Annotated in this window: 17 protein-coding genes and 1 riboswitch; of the genes, 2 read left to right on the top strand and 15 right to left on the bottom strand. The window is 75.9% G+C overall.

The features are described from left to right. The first annotated feature begins 16 nt into the window (after positions 1-16). Positions 17-784, top strand: coding sequence for a hypothetical protein (locus ACI8AD_RS16110; RefSeq protein ID WP_456871528.1), 768 nt, complete (start codon positions 17-19; stop codon positions 782-784). A 109-nt stretch (positions 785-893) separates the two neighbouring features. Here ACI8AD_RS16110 and ACI8AD_RS16105 read toward each other — a convergent pair whose 3' ends face one another. The 3 genes from ACI8AD_RS16105 to ACI8AD_RS16095 form a co-directional block, all read right to left on the bottom strand. After that, complete coding sequence (locus ACI8AD_RS16105; protein ID WP_456871527.1) at positions 894-2,336, bottom strand: DUF222 domain-containing protein; 1,443 nt, start codon at positions 2,334-2,336, stop codon at positions 894-896. 122 nt (positions 2,337-2,458) lie between these two features. Beyond that, positions 2,459-3,625, bottom strand: coding sequence for an acyl-CoA dehydrogenase family protein (locus ACI8AD_RS16100; protein ID WP_456871526.1), 1,167 nt, complete (start codon positions 3,623-3,625; stop codon positions 2,459-2,461). Then, entirely contained in the window at positions 3,622-4,482 is an 861-nt protein-coding gene (locus tag ACI8AD_RS16095; protein ID WP_456871525.1) for a hypothetical protein, read from the bottom strand. Before ACI8AD_RS16095 ends, ACI8AD_RS16100 begins: the two co-directional genes overlap by 4 nt. Positions 4,483-4,554: 72 nt before the next feature. Here ACI8AD_RS16095 and ACI8AD_RS16090 point away from each other — a divergent pair, with 72 nt between their 5' ends. Next, on the top strand, positions 4,555-5,631 hold the full coding sequence (locus ACI8AD_RS16090) for an alkene reductase (protein WP_456871524.1): 1,077 nt from the start codon (positions 4,555-4,557) through the stop codon (positions 5,629-5,631). A gap of 64 nt (positions 5,632-5,695) precedes the next feature. Here the strand turns inward: ACI8AD_RS16090 and ACI8AD_RS16085 are convergent, their stop codons facing one another. From ACI8AD_RS16085 to ACI8AD_RS16030, 12 genes are all read right to left on the bottom strand, one after another. Next, entirely contained in the window at positions 5,696-6,337 is a 642-nt protein-coding gene (locus ACI8AD_RS16085) for an aggregation-promoting factor C-terminal-like domain-containing protein (RefSeq protein WP_456871523.1), read from the bottom strand. 242 nt (positions 6,338-6,579) lie between these two features. After that, positions 6,580-6,731: riboswitch (cyclic di-AMP (ydaO/yuaA leader) on the bottom strand. A 250-nt stretch (positions 6,732-6,981) separates the two neighbouring features. Next, entirely contained in the window at positions 6,982-7,707 is a 726-nt protein-coding gene (locus ACI8AD_RS16080) for a TcmI family type II polyketide cyclase (RefSeq protein WP_456871522.1), read from the bottom strand. Between the two features lie 439 nt (positions 7,708-8,146). Next, a complete protein-coding gene (locus tag ACI8AD_RS16075) occupies positions 8,147-10,624 on the bottom strand; it encodes an FAD-dependent monooxygenase (RefSeq protein ID WP_456871521.1) in 2,478 nt (825 codons plus the stop codon). After that, positions 10,621-11,859, bottom strand: a complete 1,239-nt coding sequence (locus tag ACI8AD_RS16070; protein WP_456871520.1) for a beta-ketoacyl synthase N-terminal-like domain-containing protein — start codon at positions 11,857-11,859, stop codon at positions 10,621-10,623. The genes ACI8AD_RS16075 and ACI8AD_RS16070 overlap by 4 nt, the downstream gene beginning before the upstream one ends. Further along, the gene (locus ACI8AD_RS16065; protein ID WP_456871519.1) at positions 11,856-13,151 is read right to left on the bottom strand and encodes a beta-ketoacyl-[acyl-carrier-protein] synthase family protein; all 1,296 of its coding nucleotides are present in this window, start codon (positions 13,149-13,151) and stop codon (positions 11,856-11,858) included. Before ACI8AD_RS16065 ends, ACI8AD_RS16070 begins: the two co-directional genes overlap by 4 nt. Continuing rightward, positions 13,148-13,573 (bottom strand): cupin domain-containing protein, encoded by a 426-nt coding sequence (locus ACI8AD_RS16060; RefSeq protein ID WP_456871518.1) that lies wholly within the window; start codon positions 13,571-13,573, stop codon positions 13,148-13,150. Before ACI8AD_RS16060 ends, ACI8AD_RS16065 begins: the two co-directional genes overlap by 4 nt. A 40-nt stretch (positions 13,574-13,613) precedes the next feature. Then, positions 13,614-14,570, bottom strand: a complete 957-nt coding sequence (locus ACI8AD_RS16055; RefSeq protein WP_456871517.1) for an ACP S-malonyltransferase — start codon at positions 14,568-14,570, stop codon at positions 13,614-13,616. 1 nt (position 14,571) lies between these two features. Beyond that, positions 14,572-15,063, bottom strand: coding sequence for an SRPBCC family protein (locus ACI8AD_RS16050; RefSeq protein WP_456871516.1), 492 nt, complete (start codon positions 15,061-15,063; stop codon positions 14,572-14,574). Positions 15,064-15,081: 18 nt separating this feature from the next. Beyond that, positions 15,082-16,821, bottom strand: coding sequence for an acetyl-CoA carboxylase biotin carboxylase subunit (locus tag ACI8AD_RS16045; RefSeq protein WP_456871515.1), 1,740 nt, complete (start codon positions 16,819-16,821; stop codon positions 15,082-15,084). Continuing rightward, positions 16,818-17,369 (bottom strand): acetyl-CoA carboxylase biotin carboxyl carrier protein, encoded by a 552-nt coding sequence (gene accB, locus ACI8AD_RS16040; protein ID WP_456871514.1) that lies wholly within the window; start codon positions 17,367-17,369, stop codon positions 16,818-16,820. The genes ACI8AD_RS16045 and accB overlap by 4 nt, the downstream gene beginning before the upstream one ends. After that, a complete protein-coding gene (gene accA / locus ACI8AD_RS16035; protein WP_456871513.1) occupies positions 17,356-19,113 on the bottom strand; it encodes an acetyl-CoA carboxylase carboxyl transferase subunit alpha in 1,758 nt (585 codons plus the stop codon). The genes accB and accA overlap by 14 nt, the downstream gene beginning before the upstream one ends. Continuing rightward, the gene (locus ACI8AD_RS16030; protein WP_456871512.1) at positions 19,110-19,433 is read right to left on the bottom strand and encodes a TcmI family type II polyketide cyclase; all 324 of its coding nucleotides are present in this window, start codon (positions 19,431-19,433) and stop codon (positions 19,110-19,112) included. Before ACI8AD_RS16030 ends, accA begins: the two co-directional genes overlap by 4 nt. Between the last annotated feature and the right edge of the window lie 237 nt (positions 19,434-19,670).

The raw sequence follows: 19,670 nt of genomic DNA, 5'->3' as shown, positions 1-19,670 counted from the left end.
TCCCGAGGAGACCGTCGTGACCACCTCCCTGACCACCCCCGCCGCTGTTCCCACCCGCCAGGCCGTGCGGTCCCGGGGCCCGTCGGCCGCCACCCTCGTCGGCATCGAGGTCCGCAAGTCCCTGTCCACCCGCTCGGGGAAGACGCTGGCTCTGGTGTCGGCGTTCCTCGCCCCCGGCGCCGCCGCCGTCATGGCCATGACCAGCGACGACGACCTCGGCTCGGCCGCCGGGCCGATCGGCGCCCTCGGCCTGGTCACCGTGCTCGTGCTGCTGGCCGTGGGGGTGCTGTCGACCGCCGGCGAGTGGACCCACCGGACCGTGCAGACGACGTTCCTCGTGGTCCCCCAGCGCGGGCGCGTGCTGGCCGCCAAGGCGGTCGCCGTGGCCCTCCTCGGTGGGGTCCTGGCCGCCGTCTCGGCCGCGGCGACGGCCGGCGTGCTGGCGGTGGCTCCCGTCGGGGACCTGGCCTGGGACGGCGTCCCGCAGGCCCTCGGGGTCGTGGCCGCGGCCGGTGCGGCCTTCGCGGTGATCGGTGCCGGCGTCGGTGCCGCCGTCGCGAACTCGCCCGCGGCGCTGACCGGCCTCTACCTGACCGTCCTGGGCGTCATGCCGGTCCTGCGGCTGGCCCAGCCGGGCATCGCCGAGAAGCTCGACCCGGCCGACGCCGTCCTCGGCCTCGCGCTCGGGCACGGCGGCACCACGCAGGTGCTGGTGCTGACCGGGTGGGTCGTCGTCAGCCTGGTCGCCGGTGCGGTCGTCACCTCCCGGCGGGCGGTCGCCTGACCGTCCGCCTCGCCCGGACCCTCCCGGCCCACCGCGGCCGGGAGGGTCCGGTGGCGTTCCCGCGGGAACGTCCCGGGCTCGGGCCCCGCCGGGCCCGGCTCCGCCGGGCTCAGGCCGCGGCGGTCGGCTCGCCGGCGCTCTCGGCGCGGATCCGGCGCTCCAGGTCGCGGTTGCCGAGCAGGACGCTCACGACGTAGCCGAGGTCCATCCGTTCTCCGCCGACGCCGAGGGTGTCGGGCAGGCCGGGCGTCCCGTCGGGGAGGGGCAGCCGGGTGACCGGCGTCGCACGGCCCGGCGCCCCGGCCGGTGTCCTCCCGGCCCCCGGCTCCCCGAGGCCGGCCGCGAACGCGGCGTCGGCCGGGCCCCACACCCGCCGGCCGTCGGGGGTGACGGCGACGAGCTCGCCCGCGCACCGCGTCATGACCAGGTCGAGGTCGTGCGCCAGGCCGTGGTCGGCGTCGCAGAGCAGCACCAGGTTGTCCAGGTCGGTGGCGCCGCCGAACACCCAGTGCCGCAGGTGGTGGGCGTGCAGCCGCTCGATGCGCGTCTCCGGGCACTCGGGCCGCGCGCACCCGCCGTCCCGGCGCCACAGAGCCCGTCGTTGCGACCGGGTGGCCAGCCGTCGGGCCCGACCCACGGCGAGTGGCTCACGGCCGCGCGACAGCATGGTCACGACCGTGGCCTCGCACAGCATCCGCCGCACCTGGCTGCCGTGCAGCGGCGGCCCGCCCTCCAGGTGGGCCCGGCCGGCGGCGGCGTCGTCGGCGACCACCGCCGCGTCGACGTGCACCACGATCTCGCGGCGGGGCGGGTCCCCGGCCCGGCGGTCGGCCTCGGGAGCCGCGGCGGCCAGCCGGGCGACCGCGGCGCACCGCCGCGCTGCCGTCCGCTCGCGGGCGAGGGCCACCTCGTCGACCCCGCCGGCCGGGCCGTCGCCCTCGCGCCCGGGGTCGCCCTCGCGCCCGGGATCACCCTCCCGCCGGGCGGCGGCCCGCTCGCGGCGGGCGTCGCGCTCGGCGAGGGAGTCGACGCCGGCCAGGAAGGCCGCACCCTCCTCGGCGTCCAGGCACAGGCGCACGTGCAGCATCCCGTCGTCGTCCCACCAGTGCTCGAACCGCCGCTTCTCGCGCACCGTCCCGGCATCTGGAGCGTCCGACCGGCGCCAGGCCCGGACCACCCGTTCCACCTGGGCGGCGGTGGCCTCGTGCGCGAGGTCGAGCAGCGCGGCCTCGGTGTCGGCCTCGGCGACGCGGGTCAGTGCCCGCACCTTGGAGTAGGAGAGCCGGCCGGCCGCGAACGACTGCCGGGTGCGCGGCAGGCCGGCCAGGGCCCGGGCAACGCGGACGTGCTCGCGGGCCGCGCCGGGGGACAGGCCGCACTGCCAGGCCAGCCAGTGGGCGCACGACCGCAGACCGGCGCCGCCCCAGCCCTCGCGGCGGTCGAACTCCGCGATGAGCGCGAGCCACTCCGCCGTCGCGGCGGCCAGCCGGACGGCGGTGCCGGTGATGCGCTGGGCGAGCTCGTCGAGCGACAGCTCGGGGTCCTGGTCCATCGACGTCCTCCTCGAACACGTGTTCGACACGGTAGAGGAAGACGCCGACAGAACCGCTGGTCAGCGAGCCGGGACGTTCCCGCGGGAACGCGCCGGCCCACGCCCGGCTCATCCGCGCCGGTTCAGTCGAGGCCGCCGCGGGCCACCAGCTGGCGGGCGATGACGTCGCGCTGGATCTCGTTGGTGCCCTCGCCGACGATCATCAGCGGGGCGTCGCGGAAGTAGCGCTCCACGTCGAACTCGGTGGAGTAGCCGTGGCCGCCGTGCACCCGGATGGCGTCCAGCGCGATGCGCATCGCCGTCTCCGAGGCATACAGCTTCGCCATGCCGGCCTCCAGGTCGCACCGCTGCCCGCTCTCGTACCGCTCGGCGGCGTGCAGCACGAGCTGGCGGGCGGCGGTCAGCGAGGTGGCCATGTCGGCGAGCAGGTTGCCCACCGACTGGTGCTGCCAGATCGGCCGGCCGAAGCTCTCCCGCTGCTGGGCGTAGCGCAGCGCGTCGTCGAAGGCGGCCTGGGCGACGCCCACCGCACGCGCCGCCACCTGGATGCGGCCGGTCTCCAGGCCGGTCATCATCTGCGCGAACCCGCGGCCCTCCACCCCGCCCAGGACGGCGTCGCCCGGCGCCCGGTACCCGTCGAAGACGAGCTCGCAGCTCTCCACGCCCTTGTAGCCGAGCTTGGGCAGGTCCCGCGAGACGGTCAGCCCGGGCCCGTGCTCGACCAGCAGCACCGACACCCCGCGGTGCCGCGGCTGCGCCGCCGGGTCGGTCTTGCACAGCAGCGCGATCAGCTGCGACCGCCGCGAGTTGGTGATCCACGTCTTCGCGCCGTCGACGACCCAACCGTTCCCGCCCCCGTCGCCGTCCCGCCGGGCCACGGTGGTCATCGCCTGCAGGTCCGACCCGCCGCCGGGCTCGGTCAGCGCCATCGTCGCCCGCACCTCACCGGTCGCCATGCGCGGCAGCCAGCGGTCCTGCTGTTCGCGGGTGCCGAAGGCGACCAGCAGCTTGGCGACGACGGTGTGCCCGCCCATCGCCCCCGCCAGCGACATCCACCCCCGGGCGAGCTCGGCGGTGACCAGCGCGTAGCAGGGCATCGACACCGGCGCCTCGCCCCACGGCTCCGGGATCGCCAGGCCGAAGACGCCGAGCTGCTTCATCCGCTCGATCAGCGCCTCGGGGTAGGTGTCGGCGTGCTCGAGCTCGCGCACCACCGGCCGCACCTCGCGGTCGACGAACGTCCGCACGGTGGCGACGACGTCGCGCTCCTCCGCGCTGAGCGCGGTCACGCCGGCGCCCCCAGCGTCGCGGTGCCGGTGGCCGACGCCGGTGCGCCGGTCGCCGCGGCCGACAGCTCGACCCGGTCGCCGTCGAACCGGCCGGTCGCCCGCACCGGCGTCCCCGCGTACGCCGGGCGGACCAGCCGGTGCGCGAACGACGTGACGGACCGGTCCGGCGCGTGCCGGCGCGGCACCTCGAGCAGTAGCAGCGCCAGCAGCGGCCCGTGCACGACCAGGCCGGGGTGGCCCTCCACCTGCGTCGCGTAGGGCTGGTCGTAGTGGATGCGGTGGGCGTTGTAGGTCAGCGCGCTGAACCGGAAGAGCAGCGCCGCGTCGGGCAGGACCGCCACCCCCGGCCCGTCGGGCAGGCCCGGCGTGCCCGCCCCCGCCGGCGCCGGTGAGGAACCGGCCTCCTGCGACCGGTAGACGACGTCCTGCTCCTCGGTGACCAGCAGCGCGCCGTCCTCGCGGTACTCGCTGCGCACGGTGACCAGCAGCATCTCCCCGCTCCGGCCGGCCTTGACCTCGCAGCGGGCCAGCGACGACGTCCGCTCGACCACCGACCCGACCCGCAGCGGCGCGGTGACCTGCAGCCGCCCGCCGGCGATCATCCGGCGCCGGTGCGCCAGCGGCGGGAGGAAGTGCCCGGAGCGCGGGTGGCCGTCCTCGCCGAGGTCGGCGGTGGCCGGGCGGTCGAGGAAGGTGAACAGGTGCCAGCCCGGCGGCAGCGGGTCGCCGTCGCGCAGCGGGGGAGCGGGCTGGTCCAGCAGCGCGGCGAAGGCGGCCGCCGGCCCGGGCGCGACCACCTCGGTGCCGGTCAGCGGGCCCGGCGCCCAGCCCTCGACGGCGTCGGTCAGGGAGGTCACCGGGTCATCGTGCCGCCTGTGACGCCGCCCGCACCCCGGAATGGCGCGGGCGGTGCGGGTGTCGGAACCGGTGTGGACCTGTTCTCACCCGTGACCCTCGGCGACCTCGAGCTCGCCAACCGCGTGGCCATGGCGCCGCTGACCCGCATGCGCTCGGGCTCCTCCGGCGTGCCCGGCGACCTCGTCGTCGAGCACTACGCCCAGCGCGCCGGGGTCGGCCTGATCGTCACCGAGGGCACCTACCCCAACCACGAGTCCCAGGCCTTCGTCGGCCAGCCCGGCATCGTCACCGACGAGCAGGTGGCCGGCTGGCGGCGCGTCGCCGAGGCGGTCCACGCCCGCGGCGGCCGGGTCGTCATGCAGGTCATGCACGGCGGCCGGGTGACCCACCCCGACACCAACGGCGGCCGCCGCGTCGTGGCCCCCAGTGCCATCGCCATCGACGGGCTGGCCCGCACCTCCACCGGCAAGCACCCCTACCCGGTGCCGCACGCGCTGACCACCGACGAGGTCCGCGACGTCGTGCGCGACTTCGCCCGCGCCGCCGAGCGCGCCGTCGAGGCCGGCCTGGACGGCGTGGAGGTCCACGGCGCCAACGGCTACCTGCTGCACGAGTTCCTGGCGCCGTCGTCCAACGTCCGCGACGACGAGTACGGCGGCTCGCCGGAGAACCGTGCCCGCCTGGTGGCCGAGGTGGTCACCGCCGTCGCCGACGCGATCGGCGCCGGGCGCGTGGGCCTGCGCGTCTCCCCCGAGCACGGCATCCAGGACGCCCGCGAGCCCGACCGCGCCGACGTGCTCGCCACCTACGGCTCGCTGCTCGACCGGCTGCGCCCGCTGGGCCTGGCCTACCTCTCCGTGCTGCACCGCGATCCCGCCGGCGACCTGGTGCAGGAGCTGCGCCGCCGCTCGGGGATGCCGCTCGTGGCCAACAGCGGCTTCGCCTCGGTCACCACCCGCGAGGAGGCGCTGGCGCTCATCGAGGCCGCGCACGCCGACGTCGTCGCCGTGGGCCGGGCGGTCATCGCCAACCCCGACCTGGTCGAGCGCTGGGCGGGGGAGCACCCGGAGAACGAGATCCGGTCGCACCTGTTCTACGCGTCGGGCGCCGAGGGCTACACCGACTACCCGGCGCTGCGCGCCGGCTGAGGTCCCGCAGCGGGCCCCGGGAGCCCCCTCCGGACGTCCGGAGGGGGCTCCCGGCGTCAGCGGATCAGTACCAGCCGGTCGCCTGGGAGTGCGCCCAGGCCGCGCAGGGGCTGCCGTACCGGTTCTCGATGTAGATCAGCCCGGCGTCGATCTGCCGGTACGGGTCCGACGTCTTCGCGATGCCGGTGCCCGCCCACGTCGAGTCGAGGAACTGGGCGATGCCGTACGCGGTGCTGCTGGGGTTCTGCGCGTTCGGGTTCCACCCGCTCTCCCGCTCCCACAGCTGCTCCAGGCAGCCGAACTGGGTGCTGTCCCCGCCGAGCTGGGCGAGGGCGTAGTCCTTGTACGCCTGCTCGCCCGTGGCGGCCGGGGCCGGCGCGGGCGCCGGAGCAGGAGCCGGAGCCGGAGCCGGGGCCGGGGCCGGGGCCGGGGCCTCAGCGGGGGCCGGGGCCTCAGCGGGAGCCGGGGCGGCGGCCGCCTCGGCAGCCGGCGCGTCGCCGCGGTCCCACCGGTCACCGCGCCAGTCGCCGTTCCAGTCGGAGCTGGCGTCGCGGCCACCCCAGTGCGGCTCGTCGGCCTGGGCGATCGCCTGCCCGCCGAAGGCCAGGGCGAGGGTCATCGCCCCCGTGGCGGTCAGCAGGTGCAGGGCGCGGCGCCGCCGCGTCGCGGTGGCAGCGGTGGGCTCGAGGTGGGTGTGTGCGTGCATCGGGTCGTCCTCCTGGAGGGCACGGTCGAGGGCGCCGTCACCGGACGGCGCTGGCTCGGGATGTGGTGCGGCACGGGGCCTGGGACGGGCAGGGATCGGCAGCCGGGCGCGCGGCACCGGCCGGACGGGGAGTCCGGCTGCAGGCGCGTGCGACGGCTGGGTGTGCAGGCTGGTGGCAGGCGGGAGCGCGACGGTCCCGGACCTGCGGGCGCGGGGGCGCAGTGCCCCGGCGCGGTTGTGCTCCGTTCTCCCCTGGCCGCCTACCAGGTCAGCTGACGGGTTCGGGCTGGGAGTGCCCTACCCGCTCCCGGGGTCCGGGAGCGGGACTCACCCCGGTGGTGCAGGTGGGTCCCCGGCTCGCACCCACGTGGGCGCGACTCGGCGGCATCCGGCAGGGGTCCCCCGGACGGGGACGAGACGACCGGCCGGACGCCGAAACGCTAAGGACGTGACCCGTTCGTGACAATCTGAGACCCGGACGGCAGCGCGACAGGCCGACGTCCCGTCCCCTCCGCGCAGGGACGGTCACCCCGTGCGACCACCGTCACACCGGACACCCCGTCACCGGACGCGCCGTCACCGGACGCGCCGCGACCGCCGGGACGACGTGTCCCGGCGGTCGCAGCGTGTCCGGACCGGCGGCGTCAGTCCCCGGGCTGCCAGTCCGGAGCCGTCCAGCGGTGGAAGACCCGGGCCACGGAGTCGCGGGGGGTCTGCCACGTCTCCGGGCGGTAGGGGCTGACGAAGGGGGCGAGGTCGGCCATCACCTTCGCGAAGGCCGGTCGCAGCGACTCGTGGTCCCGCCGCACGGCCGCGGCCCTGACCGGGTCCTGCTCCAGGAGGTGCACGACGACGTCCTCCATGGAGTACAGCCAGCGGCCGGTGATCCCCGTCCCCGCCGACAGCGGACCGGCGTCGGACTCGGCGTACACCCGGGCGATGTCCTCCTCGCTGCCCGGCCGCATCCGCTGGACCATGACGGTCAGCTGACGCTCTCCGGTGACCCCGCCCTCGGGCACCCACGTGTAGAAGTGCCTCGCCACCGAGTGCGACGGGTTCTCCCAGTAGCTGGGGTAGGGCGTCACGTAGGGGGCGATGGCCTCGGCGATCGCCTGGAACGCCGGCAGGCCGCGGCGCTGCCCGGAGACGGCCGGGTCCTCCTTGCGCTCGAGGACGTGCAGGTACAGGTCGTGGTGGGAGAGCATGACCCGGCCGACGACGCCGAGGTCCTGCGGCCGGGTGATCCCGTCGTAGTGGGCGAACACCGAGCCGACCCGGTCCTCACTGCCCGGGACGAGGCGGCACACGATCACGTTGCGGAACGGACGCCACGTGGCCGAGGCCCAGGTGGCGGGGATGGTCGCGGACATCGCCGGCGGTGCTGCCGTCGACGGCGCGGACGTGGACGGCGCGGACGTGGACGGCGCGGACGTGGACGGCGCGGACGTGGACGGCGCTGGGCTGGAGGTCGTCGGGGCGTCGGTCGACGCCAGCTGGGGAGGGGCGTGGTTCATCGTGTGCCTCCGGACACGGCGTTCGGGGTGGAGAGGAGGGGCGGGTCGGAGCACCCCGTCGGAGGCCGAGGTGGCAGGCGACCACCCGACGCGTCGACGGGGACGTGTGGTCGCCCGGGGTGGAGCCCGTGACGGCGGGAGCCGGTCGCAGAACGCGTCCGACCTCGCCCCCGGCGTCCGCTCGCGCGGGCCGGGGACGAGGTCGGTCGGGTGGGACGGTGCTGCTGCCGTGCGCCCGGTGAGGGTCACGGTTCCCCCTGGGTGGTGCGGTGGTGCGGTGTTCCTGCCGGCGGGGTCAGACCGCGTAGACCCCCGCCAGGTGTTCGCGCAGCGCGTCCTCCCGGACCGGCCGGGTGCGGAAGCCGACGTGCCCGTCGGGCCGCACCAGGTAGGCCGCGGCACCGCGCCCGCTGATCCCGTACGCCGTGCGGAGACGGTCGCCGGGGTCGGTGAGCACCGGCAGGTCGACCAGCGGCGGGACGACGGCGCCGGGGCCGGCCACCAGGTAGGCGCGCACCTGCCCGCGGGTGTCCGCCTTGAGAGCCGCGGCCGTCTCCTCGAACTCCCGCAGCTCCTCCGCGCCGACCGAGGAGTCGACCGAGATCAGCAGCGTCGCGTGCGTGCCGCGGGTCAGGTCGAACAGCCGCAGGTCGTGCGCCACGCCGAACCGGCGCAGCCCCGTGACGTCCGGCGCCCGGTACCCCGGCTCCGGCCCGCCGTCGAACCCGCGCCGGCCGGCCTCCTCGCCGACCAGCGGGCTGTCCGCGTAGTTCATCGTCATCTGCATCTCGAGGAGGAACTGCGCCTTCTCGTCCTCCATGTCCATCTCGTCGGTGAACGCGATGGCCACGGCCCGGTCGACGATCGCCCGGCCCGCCGGGCGCCGCTCGGCCTCGTAGCTGTCGAGCAGGTCGGGGGAGGCCTCCCCGCGGACGGCGAGGGCGAGCTTCCAGGACAGGTTCCACGCGTCCTGGATGCCGGTGTTCATGCCCTGGCCACCCGCCGGCGGGTGCAGGTGCGCGGCGTCGCCGGCGACGAACACCCGGCCCACGCGGTACCGGTCGACGATGCCGTGCTTGATCCGGAAGATCGACGCCCACCGCAGGTTGCTCGCCGTCGTCCCGGCCGGACCGAGGTCGTCGATCGCGGCCTGGATGTCCTCGAGACCCGGCGGGTCGTACTCCTTCCAGAAGCCCGCCGGGACGACGCCGGTGCCGATCGTGTCCTGCAGCCGCTTGGGGGCCAGCGTCGCGACCCGGTAGCGGTTGCGGCCCTTGAGCGGGACGCAGACCAGCATCCCGGTGAAGTCGCCGTCGTCCTCGATGCGGACCCAGCGCACCAGGTGCCCGGGCGGCATCTCCCAGTCGACGTCGACGTCGCCGAGCATGAACAGCTGCGGGAAGATCGACAGCCCGCCGTCGAAGGTCAGGCCCAGGCCCGCGCGCACCGCGCTGGAGGCGCCGTCGGCACCGACCAGGTAGGCCGCCCGCGCCGACTCCTCCTCACCGCCGGGGTGCACCAGCGTGGCGGTGACGCCCTCGTCGTCCTGGGTGAAGCCGGTGAGCTCGACGCCGCGCTCGACCTCGACGCCCAGCGAGCGCAGCCGGTCGCCGAGGATCCGCTCGGTCTCGTACTGCGGGAGGCCGAGGTGGGCGTAGGGCAGCTCCTCCAGGCCCGACCAGTCGACCTGGTGGGTCCGCTGGCCGTTGACGAACACCGTCTGGCCGTAGAGCCAGGCGCCGGCGTCCATCGCCTCGGTGACGATGCCCTGGTCCTCCCAGATCTCCATCGTCCGGCAGTGGATGCCGATGGCCTTGTCCGCCTGGGTGGAGGCCTCCGGCCGCTTGTCCACGATCCGGACGGCGATGCCGCGGCGGGCCAGCTCGATGCCGGCGGTCATGCCGGCCGGGCCGGCCCCGACGACGAGCACCTCGGCCGCGGGCCGGGTGCGCGCCCCCGCGGGGGGCCGGTCCTCGCCGGCCGCGACCGGCGCGGCGGCGGGGGCCTCCTGCACCGGGGCGGGCGTGGGGAGGACGGCCTCCGCCCGCGGCGCGGGGGCGACGGGGGCGGGCGCGGCCGGGGCGGGTGCCGCCGGCGCCGGCGCCGCCCGGACACCCCGGACGCCGGCCTCCTGCGGCCGGTACCGGATCTCGTAGAGCTTGCGCTGGAAGAACACCGACAGCCAGCGGATGAGCGGGCCGCTCTGGTCCTGGTGGGAGGGGTCCTCCACCCAGTTGCGGAAGTCCTGGTCGGACTCCCACTCCGCGAAGATGTGGTACAGGTCGGAGTCGGGCTCCTTGAGCAGCTCCTCCCGGATCAGCCCCTTCGTCCCGCGCAGCCGGTCGGTGACGATCGCGTACGCGCGCTCGAAGGCCTCCTCCTCACCCGGCGCCACCTTGGTGCTGATGTCGACGCGCACGTGCGAGGCCTGCTCGCCGCCGGTGATGCCGTACAGCACCTCGAAGGTGCTGCGGTCGGCGTCCTCGCGCAGGTCCCGCAGCGCCGCGGTGAGCGTCTCGCGGGCCGCCGACCGGCCGAACCCGTCGACCGCCTCCTTGTCGGCCCAGTCGGCCACAACCAGGAAGGTCCGCGGGTCGGCCGCGTCGCGCATCAGCTCCTGGCGGAGGTTGCCCGGCACCGCGGCGATGTGCGACGCCGCCTCCCGCCAGGCGTCCTCGAAGGCCTGCTCGCAGCCCTCGCGGACCCGCATCCGCAGCAGCGTGCGCACCGCGCCGTCGTGCGCCGTCGCGGGCCGCTCCTCCAGGGTCGTCATGCCGTCGCTCCCTCGGGTCGGCGCAGCACCAGGCTGCTGTTGAAGCCACCGGTGCCGCGGGCGAGGACGACCACGGTGGACAGGTCCTGCACCCGGCTGCTGGTGACGAGGTCGACGCCGGGGGCCTCGACCGGGTCGTCGAGGTGGGCGGTCCCCGGCACGATCCCGTCGCGCATCGCCAGCAGGGCGGTGGCCACGGCCAGCGCCGAGCCGCCGGCCATGAGCCGGCCGGTCCACGACGACGGCGCCGTCACCGGCACCGGCGTCGCGCGGTCCCCGAACACCGCGGCGATGGCGTCGAGCTCGAGCCGGTCGAGCTCGGGCACACCGGCGCCGTCGGCGAGGACGAGGTCGACCTCGTCGGGGGTGACGCCGGCGTCGGCCAGCGACACCCGGATCGCCCGCGCGTACTGGACGGCGTCGGGCGCGGGGTCCTCGTGGTGGTGGGCGTCGTGCGTGGCCGCGTAGCCGGCCACCTCGCCCCACACCCGGCGGACGCCGCGCGCGCGGGCCGCCCCGGGCTCCTCCAGCAGCAGGATCGCCCCGCCCTCGCCGACCACGTGGCCGTTGGCCCGCCGGTCGAAGGGCTTGTAGGCGTCCTCGGGCCGCTGCGCGGTCGACAGCCGCCCGCTGGTGGCCTGGCACAGCATCGCGTACGGGCACAGCCCGGCCTCGGTGCCGCCGACCAGCACCGCCGGGGTGCCGCGCCGGACCACCCGGCGGGCCCAGCCGATGCTGTCCAGCCCGCCGGCACCCTCGGTGACGACGACGCCCGAGGGCCCCTTGAACCCGTCGCGGATGGACACCTGGCCGGTGCTGGCCGCGTAGAACCAGGCGATCGACTGGTAGGCGCCCACCGAGCGGGGCCCCTTGGCCCACAGCCCCTGGATCTCGTGCTGGCTGAACTCGTTGCCGCCCGAGCCCGAGGCCAGGAACACCGACGTCGCGTAGGCGTCCTCCGGCGCGGTGTAGCCGGCGTCCTCGGCGGCGAGCGTCGCCGCCGCCAGGGACATCCAGGTCCACCGGTCGGTCTGCACCATCAGCTGCGGCGACACGTGGTCGGCGGGCACGAAGTCGCGCACCTGCCCGGCGAGGGTGATCCCGTATCGGGCGGCGTCGAAGCCCTCGACCGGCCGGATCGCGGGCTCCCCGCGCACCAGCGAGGCCCAGTGCTCCTCGACACCGACCCCGGTGGGGGCGACGACGCCGATCCCGGTGACGAGCAGGTTGCTCACGACTCCCTCCGGGTGGGCGAGGCCAGCACGATCGCCGACTGGAACCCGCCGAAGCCGCTGCCCACGGAGATGGCGACGTCGACCTTCTGCTCGCGCGCCACCTTCGGCACGTAGTCGAGGTCGCACTCGGGGTCGGGCACCTCGTAGTTGGCCGTGGGCGGCAGCACCCCGCGGCTGACCGCGAGCGCGGTCGCGGCGACCTCGATCGACCCGATGGCGCCCAGTGAGTGGCCGACCATCGACTTGATCGAGCTCATCGCGACCCGGCCGGCCGCCGGGCCCAGGCTGCGCTTGACCGCCGCCGTCTCGTGCCGGTCGTTCTGCTTGGTCCCCGAGCCGTGGGCGTTGACGTAGCCGACCTCGTCGGGGTCGATCCGGCCCTGGCCGAGCGCGACGGTGATCGCCTCGGCCATCTCCAGGCCGTCGGGCTTGAGGCCGGTCATGTGGAAGGCGTTGCACCGGCTGGCGTACCCGGTGACCTCGCAGTAGACCTCGGCACCGCGGGCCCGGGCGTGCTCGAGCTCCTCGAGCACCAGCACGGCCGCGCCCTCGCCCATGACGAACCCGTTGCGCCGGGCGTCGAAGGGCTTGGAGGCGTGCTCCGGGTCGTCGTTGCTGTCGGTGGTGGCCCGGATGGTGTCGAAGCAGGCCATCGAGATCGGCGAGATCGGGGCGTCGCTGGCACCGGCCAGCACGATGTCGGCGTCGCCGTCCTCCACCAGCTGGGCGCCGTAGCCGATCGAGTCGATGCCCGAGGTGCAGCCGGTGGAGACCACCGTGGCCGGGCCGTGCGCGCCGAAGCGGACGGCCAGCTCGGTGGCGCCGCAGCTGGGCACCAGGGCGTGCATCAGGTACCGGGAGGCGTAGCGCGGGTCGACCTCCCACAGCCGGCCGGCGTCGCTGACCGACACGTACTCCTGCTCGAGCCGCATCGTCGCGCCGACGGCGCTGCCGAGGGTGACGCCGACCCGGTCGGGGTCGGGGGCGTCGGTGGCGCCGCCGACCCCGAACCGCAGCCCGCTGTCGGCGACCGCCTCGTCCGCGGCCACCATCGCCATCTGCACGAAGCGGTCGTTGCGGTGGACCTCCTGGGCGGACAGGCCCAGCTTGCGGCCGTCGAAGTCCACCTCCGCGGCGACCTGGGAACGGAACCGCGTCGGGTCGAAGAAGGTGATCCGCCGGGTCGCCGTCCGGCCGGCGGTGATCATGTCCCAGAAGCCCTCGCGGCCCATGGAGCCGGGCGCCACCACCCCGATGCCGGTGACGACGACGCGGCGCGTGCCGGCGGTCACCGCACGCCCGGGGCGGGCTCGGTGTCCACGTGACCCAGGTCGGGCCGCGGCGCCAGCGGGCCGCAGAGGAAGACGAAGGTCGCCGTCGTCGCGGTGTCGTTGACGATGCGGTGGCGCACCCCGATCGGGATGTGCACGGCGGACTCGGCGACCAGCCGCCGCTCCTCGCCGTCGAGGGTGACGAGGACGTCGCCCTCCTGGCAGTAGAGGAACTCCTCGGAGTACGGGTGCCAGTGCTCGGTCACGATCTCGCCGGGCTCGAGGGTCAGGGTGCCCATGAAGCCCGCGGTCGAGCCGACGCTGGCCGGGGAGAGCAGCACCCGGATGTCCCCGCCGCGACGGCGGTTGGGGGCGGTGTCGGCGCGGTGGACGGTCGGGCCGCAGCGCGTCGGGACGGCCGGGGCGTGCTGGATGGTCGTCATCTCTCTCCTCAGGGAGTCGGGCGGTTCGGGTGGGTCCGGGTCAGGCGGGCAGGGAGCCCGCGAGCGCGGGACCCGGGACGTCGATGGGGACGGGGACCCCGGGCCCGGAGGCCAGGGAGACCGGCAGGCCCGGGTGGACCTGGCGGACGAGCGGACCGAGCACCGGCTCGGCGCCGACCTCGACCGCCGAGGTGGCGCCGAGGTCCACCAGCACCCGGGAGGTGGCCTCCCAGAGCACGGTCGCGGTGAGGTGGCGGCGCAGCGCCGCGGCCAGCCGGTCGGGGTCACGGGTCGGCTCGCCGTCGGCGTTGGGGACCACCGGCACGTCGGGCACCGACCAGTCCAGGTCGCTCAGCGCGGTGGCCAGGTGGGTGGCCACCTTCTGCACCAGCGGACCGCCGCAGGGCGCCCGGCCGGGCAGCCGGACCAGCTCCAGCCCGGCCGCGCGGACCAGCTCGCCGGCGTGGGCCAGCTCGGCGCGGTTGCCGGCCAGCACCGCCCGCTCGGGGCCGTCGACGGCGGCCAGGCACAGCGGCCCGTCCACCCCGGCGACCGCGATCGCGGAGCGGGCGACGGCCTCGGCGTCGTGCCCGAGGACCGCGGCCAGGCCCGCGCAGGAGGGCCGCGGGGCCAGGCCCAGCAGCTCCGCGCGCCAGTGCACCAGCTCGACGACCTGGTCGAGCCGGAGCGCACCGGCGGCAACGAGGGCGGCGTACTCGCCGACGCCGTGGCCGGCGACCACCACCGGCCGCAGCCCGGAGGCGGCCAGCGAGCGGAAGCCGGCGACTCCGGTCACGACCACCTCGAGGTGGGTCGCGACGGGATCGGGTGCGGTCGCGGGGTCCCGCCACCAGGCGGCGACGTCGCGGCCGACGACGGCGTCGACCTCGGTCACGGTGGCTGCCGCCACCGGGTCGGCCAGCCACGGGTCGACCATCCCGGGCCGGGAGCCCTCCTCGCCGGGGAGGAGGACCGCGGGACCCCGCGCGCCGCTCACCTCACCGCTCCTGCTCCGGTGCCGCGGCCTCCACCTTGTCCTTGATGATCGACATCTGCACCTTGCTGTTCGCGTCGATCCGCCGGGTCATGCCCTCGGTGTCGATGGGGGCCTCCGGCCGCATCCGGAAGTCCTGCACCCAGCGCATCCGGGTGCCGCTGCCCTCCGGCGTGTAGCTCCAGTGGATGTCCATGAACTCGAACGGCCCGGGCTCCACGCGGCGGGCGCGGACCTCGCGCGCGGCCGGGTCGAGGGTGCGCTCGGACACCCAGCTCCAGGTCCGGCCGGACTCGTCGGGGTGCATGGTGAGCCGGAAGCGGAACCAGGTGTCGGTGGACTCGAGGATCTCCACCGAGCGGTACTCGGTGAACAGGTCCGGCCAGGACGCCAGGTCGTTGGTCATCGTCCAGACGTGGTCGATGTCGGCGTCGATGAGGATCGAGTTGTCGGTGTGGCCGACGGTCGCGGTCTGGGGGCTGTCGGTGCTCGTCACGTCGGTGTCCTCTCGGGTCTAGGCGGGCTGGGCCTGGGCGGCGCGGACGGCCTCGACGATCTCGCCGAACGTGTAGCGGTCGGCGCTGTCGTCGGGCAGCTCGGTGCCGAAGCGGTCCTGCAGGGCGGTCTGCAGGGACAGGAAGGCCAGGGAGTCCAGCCCCACGTCGGCGAAGCGGGCGTCGGGGTCGGTGGTGTGCGACTCCTGCGGCAGGCCCGCCTTCTCGGTGAGCAGCTGCATGAGGTCGGTCTGGCTGAAGGCGGTCATGGCGGTGTCCTCCTCGGGACGGGGGTGCGGACGGGATGCCGGGACGGCGGGGTCGCCGTCCGGGACGAGGTGCAGCGGGCCGCGCAGGGCGGCCGGCAGGGCCGGCTCCGGGCACGCGGCGATGAGCTCGGCGCGGGCCACCAGGTCGGGCAGCCGGCGGTCGAGGAACTGGACGTCGTGCCGGTCGGCGCGCACGTCGGGGTCGCGCAGCATGGCGCGGTGCAGGGCGGTGGTGGTGTGCACGCCGGGTCCCTCGACGCGCAGCTCGGCCAGCGCCCGGTCCATCCGGCGCAACGCCTGCTCGCGGTCGGGGGCCCAGACGACGAGCTTGCCCAGCAGCGAGTCGTAGTGCGGGCTGACCTCGTCGCCCTGGCGGTAGCCGGTGTCGAAGCGCGTCCACGGGCCGTCGGGCACGCGCAGCACGTCGAGCCGGCCGGGCGCCGGGGCGAACCCGCGGGCGGGGTCCTCCGCGTTGATCCGGCACTCGATCGCCGCCCCGCGGACGACGACGTCCTCCTGCCGCAGCCGCAGCCGCTCGCCGCCGGCGACCAGCAGCTGCTCGCGGACCAGGTCGACGCCGGTGAGCAGCTCGGTCACCGGGTGCTCGACCTGGATGCGCGCGTTCATCTCCATGAAGTACGCGCGCCCGGCGTCGTCGACGAGGAACTCGACGGTGCCGGCGCCGGAGTAGCCGACCGACAGCGCGCCGCGGACGGCCATCTCGCCGAGCTCGGCCCGTTGTGCCGGGGACAGGTGCCCGGCCGGGCCCTCCTCCAGCAGCTTCTGGTGCCGCCGCTGCAGCGAGCAGTCCCGCTCGCCGAGGGAGACGCCCGAGCCGTGGGAGTCGCAGAGGACCTGCACCTCCACGTGCCGGGCGCCGGAGAGGTAGCGCTCGACGTAGACGGTGGGGTCGCGGAACACCGCGCGGGCCACCGTCTGGGTGGTGGTGAACGCCTCGGCGAAGTCCTCGGGCCCGCGGACGACGGTCATCCCGCGCCCGCCGCCGCCGGCCGCCGCCTTGATGATCACCGGGTAGCCGATGTCGGCGGCGATCCGCATCCCCTCCTCGGCGGTGCGGACCGGGTCGACCACACCGGGCAGCAGCGGCAGCCCGGCGGCGGCCATGAGCTTGCGCGCCGTCGCCTTGTTGCCCATCTGCTGCATGACCTCGGGCGGCGGGCCGACGAAGGTCAGCCCCTCCTTGTCGCAGATCTCGGCGAAGTCGGGGTCCTCGGAGAGGAAGCCGTAGCCGGGGTGGACGGCGTCGGCCCCGGTGCGCAGCGCCGCCTCGATGAGGTTGGGCACGTGCAGGTAGCTCGCCCGCGGCGCCGGCGGCCCGATGTGCACCGCCTCGTCGGCCATCTCCACCACGGCGGAGTCGCGGTCGGCCGTCGAGTGCACGGCGACGACCTCGATGCCGAGCTCCCGGCAGGCCCGGGCGACGCGGACGGCGATCTCACCGCGGTTGGCGATGAGCAGCCGGCCGATCACCGCGGCCCCCCGGGTGGCCGGAGCAGGAGCAGCACCTGGTCGTACTCGACCGACTCGGCGTCGCCCACCCGGACCTCGGTCACCACGCCCGCGGCGTCGGCCACGATCGGGTTCATCAGCTTCATCGCCTCGACGATCCCGAGCGTCTGACCGGCCTCCACCTCGTCGCCGACCCGCACGAACGGCTCGGCGCCGGGGGAGGGGGCGGTGTAGAAGGTGCCCACCAGCGGCGCCCGGACGGGGACGGTCCCCTCCGGGACCTCCGGCGCGGCGGCCGGCGGCTCCGGGGCCGCCGGGGTGGCGGCCACCGCCTGCAGCGCGCCGGACGCCGGGGCCGCGGCGGGTGCGGGGGCGGCCGGGGCGACGACGACGTCGGCGGCCCACTCCACCTCCACCGACCGGTCGCCGCTGCGCACCGTCAGCCGGCGCAGCGGCCCGGGCAGCGCGCGGGCGAGGTCGACGATCTCCTCCTGCAGCGACCGCGTCGCGTCGTCGCGCTCCTCCGCGCCGCCCGCTCCGGGCCGCGGGGGCAGCTCAGCCGGCCGCACGGTCGTCCCCTCCCGTCGACACGGGCACGACGCGCAGTGGTCGGGCCTCGTCCCCGCCGATCCGCGACAGCCGCCGGGTGCGCAGCGCCAGCAGCGTGGCGACGTCGAGCCGGCACAGCTCGTCGAGGTCGGCGACCAGCGCCGCGCGGACCCGCCGGGCCGCGTCGAGGGGGTCGGCGTGCGCCCCGCCCGGCGGCTCGGTCACCACGGAGGTGGCGATGCCGCTGGCGCACAGGTGCGGCGCGCCCAGCCGCATGGCGCGGGCGGCGGTGGGGGCGGCCGACGCCGTCCGCCACAGGATCGCCGCGCAGCCCTCCGGGCTGATCACCGACAGGTAGGCGTTCTCCAGGACCAGCAGCCGGTCGGAGGTGCACAGCGCCAGGGCCCCGCCGCTGCCGCCCTCACCGGTCAGCACGGAGACCACCGGGACCCGCAGCCGGCTGCTGCGCATGATCGTCTCGGCGATGGCGTGCGACTGGCCGCGCTCCTCGGCCGCCGGGCCCGGGTGGGCGCCGGGGGTGTCGACGAGGGTGACCACCGGCAGGCCCGAGGCCTCGGCGTGCGCCATCAGCCGCATCGCCTTGCGGTAGCCCTCGGGGTGCGGCATGCCGAAGTTGCGGGCCACGCGCTCGCGGACCGAGTGGCCCTTCTCGTGGCCGATGACCACCACCGGGCGCCCGTCGAGCGAGGCGACGCCGCCGACGATCGCGGGGTCGTCGGCGAAGGCGCGGTCCCCGTGCAGCTCGACGAAGTCGTCGAAGGCGGTGTGCAGGTAGTCCAGCGTCGTCGGCCGGCCGGCGACCCGGGCCCGCTGGACGACGTCCCAGGCGTCGGCGTCGCGGACGGTCCCGGGGTCGGCGGTCACCGGCTCGGCGACGACCTCGGTGCGAGCGGCGGCGGTGCCGGAGCGGGGGAGGACCGGGCGGCCGTGCAGGTCGAGCAGACGGGCGAGCAGCGGGCGCAGCTCCGCCCGGCTCTCCACCCGGTCGACCAGCCCGTGCGCCAGGAGGAACTCCGACGTCTGGAAGTCGCTGGGCAGCTCGGCGCGGATGGTCTCCTGCACGACCCGGGGGCCGGCGAACCCCACGTGGGCGCCGCGCTCGCCGACCAGGACGGCGGCCAGCGTGGCGAAGGAGGCCGACACCCCGCCGTAGGTGGGGTCGGTGAGCACGCACACCGACAGCAGCCCCGACTCGCGCAGCTGCGCGAACGCCTGGCTGACCCGCGCCATCTGGAACAGCGAGAAGACGCCCTCCTGCATGCGCGCGCCGCCACTGGCGCAGACGACGACCAGGGGGAGCCGGCGCTCGACGGCGAGGTCGGCGGCGGCGCTGACGCGGCGCCCCACCTCGATGCCCATGCTGCCGCCGAGGAAGCCGAAGTCCATCGCGGCGAGGACGACCTCGGTGCCGCCGATGCGGGCGGTGCCGGCGACGACCGCCTCCGACTCACCCGAGCGGGCCGCGGCCTCGATCAGCCGGTCGTGGTAGTCGCGCAGGTCGCTGAAGGACAGGGGGTCCGGCGGTCCCGGCGGGCAGGTCTGCTCGTCGAAGGTGCCCGGGTCGGCGAGCAGCCGGATGCGGGCGCGCGCGCCCAGCCGCAGGTGGTGGTCGCACTCGGGGCAGACCGACAGGTTGCGCTCCAGGCGCTTGCGGTAGAGCAGCCAGCCGCAGCTCGGGCAGCTGACCCAGTCGGCCGAGCCGGCCGCCGCCGTCGGGCGGCGGGCCGGGGTCGTCGCGGTCACCGCTCGGCCGACCACTCGTAGAAGCGGCGGGCCATGGCGTCCTGGGGCGAGCGCCAGCCGGGGTCGTAGGCGGTGATGTAGGGCCGCAGCTCCTCGCTCACCGAGCGGAAGGACGGCAGCGCCTGCGCCACGCGCATGGCCTCACCCGGCGGGCGGTCGAACTGGATGAGGTGGACGTAGAGCTCGTGGAAGGTGAACAGGGACCGGTGGGTCACACCGATCTCCTGCGGCATCGACGTCGCGTCGGAGCGGGCGAAGACGTCGGCGACGCGGTCGGCGTCACCCGGGTTCATCCTCGCGATGATCATGGTCTGGTGCACGGGCACTCCAGCGTCGCTGCGGGGCCGGCCGGGAGCCGGCGGGCCAGGGACGGATGACCGGGGACGCTAGGGCCGTCGGACCTCCCCGGGACACCGGCCAGGGGTCGGATCCTGCGAGGGCTCCCGGGGGTGGAGGGGCTGGTCAACCGGGGGTGGACACCGGGTGGAGGGGGGTCCGCACCCCCCGGCTCTGCGCCCGCAGGGGGAACTGCCCCGTCTCCGGGATCGGGGGACCAC

Source organism: Geodermatophilus sp. SYSU D00766, assembly GCF_054049915.1.
This window is presented reverse-complemented; position numbering and strand designations above follow the sequence as displayed.

What these genes read in the sequence shown, in the direction of transcription:
- ACI8AD_RS16105 (WP_456871527.1), bottom strand. Translation starts at nt 2,336, where the DNA reads ATGGACCAGGACCCCGAGCTGTCGCTCGACGAGCTCGCCCAGCGCATC.
- ACI8AD_RS16085 (WP_456871523.1), bottom strand. Translation starts at nt 6,337, where the DNA reads ATGCACGCACACACCCACCTCGAGCCCACCGCTGCCACCGCGACGCGG.
- ACI8AD_RS16080 (WP_456871522.1), bottom strand. Translation starts at nt 7,707, where the DNA reads ATGTCCGCGACCATCCCCGCCACCTGGGCCTCGGCCACGTGGCGTCCG.
- ACI8AD_RS16075 (WP_456871521.1), bottom strand. Translation starts at nt 10,624, where the DNA reads ATGACGACCCTGGAGGAGCGGCCCGCGACGGCGCACGACGGCGCGGTG.
- ACI8AD_RS16060 (WP_456871518.1), bottom strand. Translation starts at nt 13,573, where the DNA reads ATGACGACCATCCAGCACGCCCCGGCCGTCCCGACGCGCTGCGGCCCG.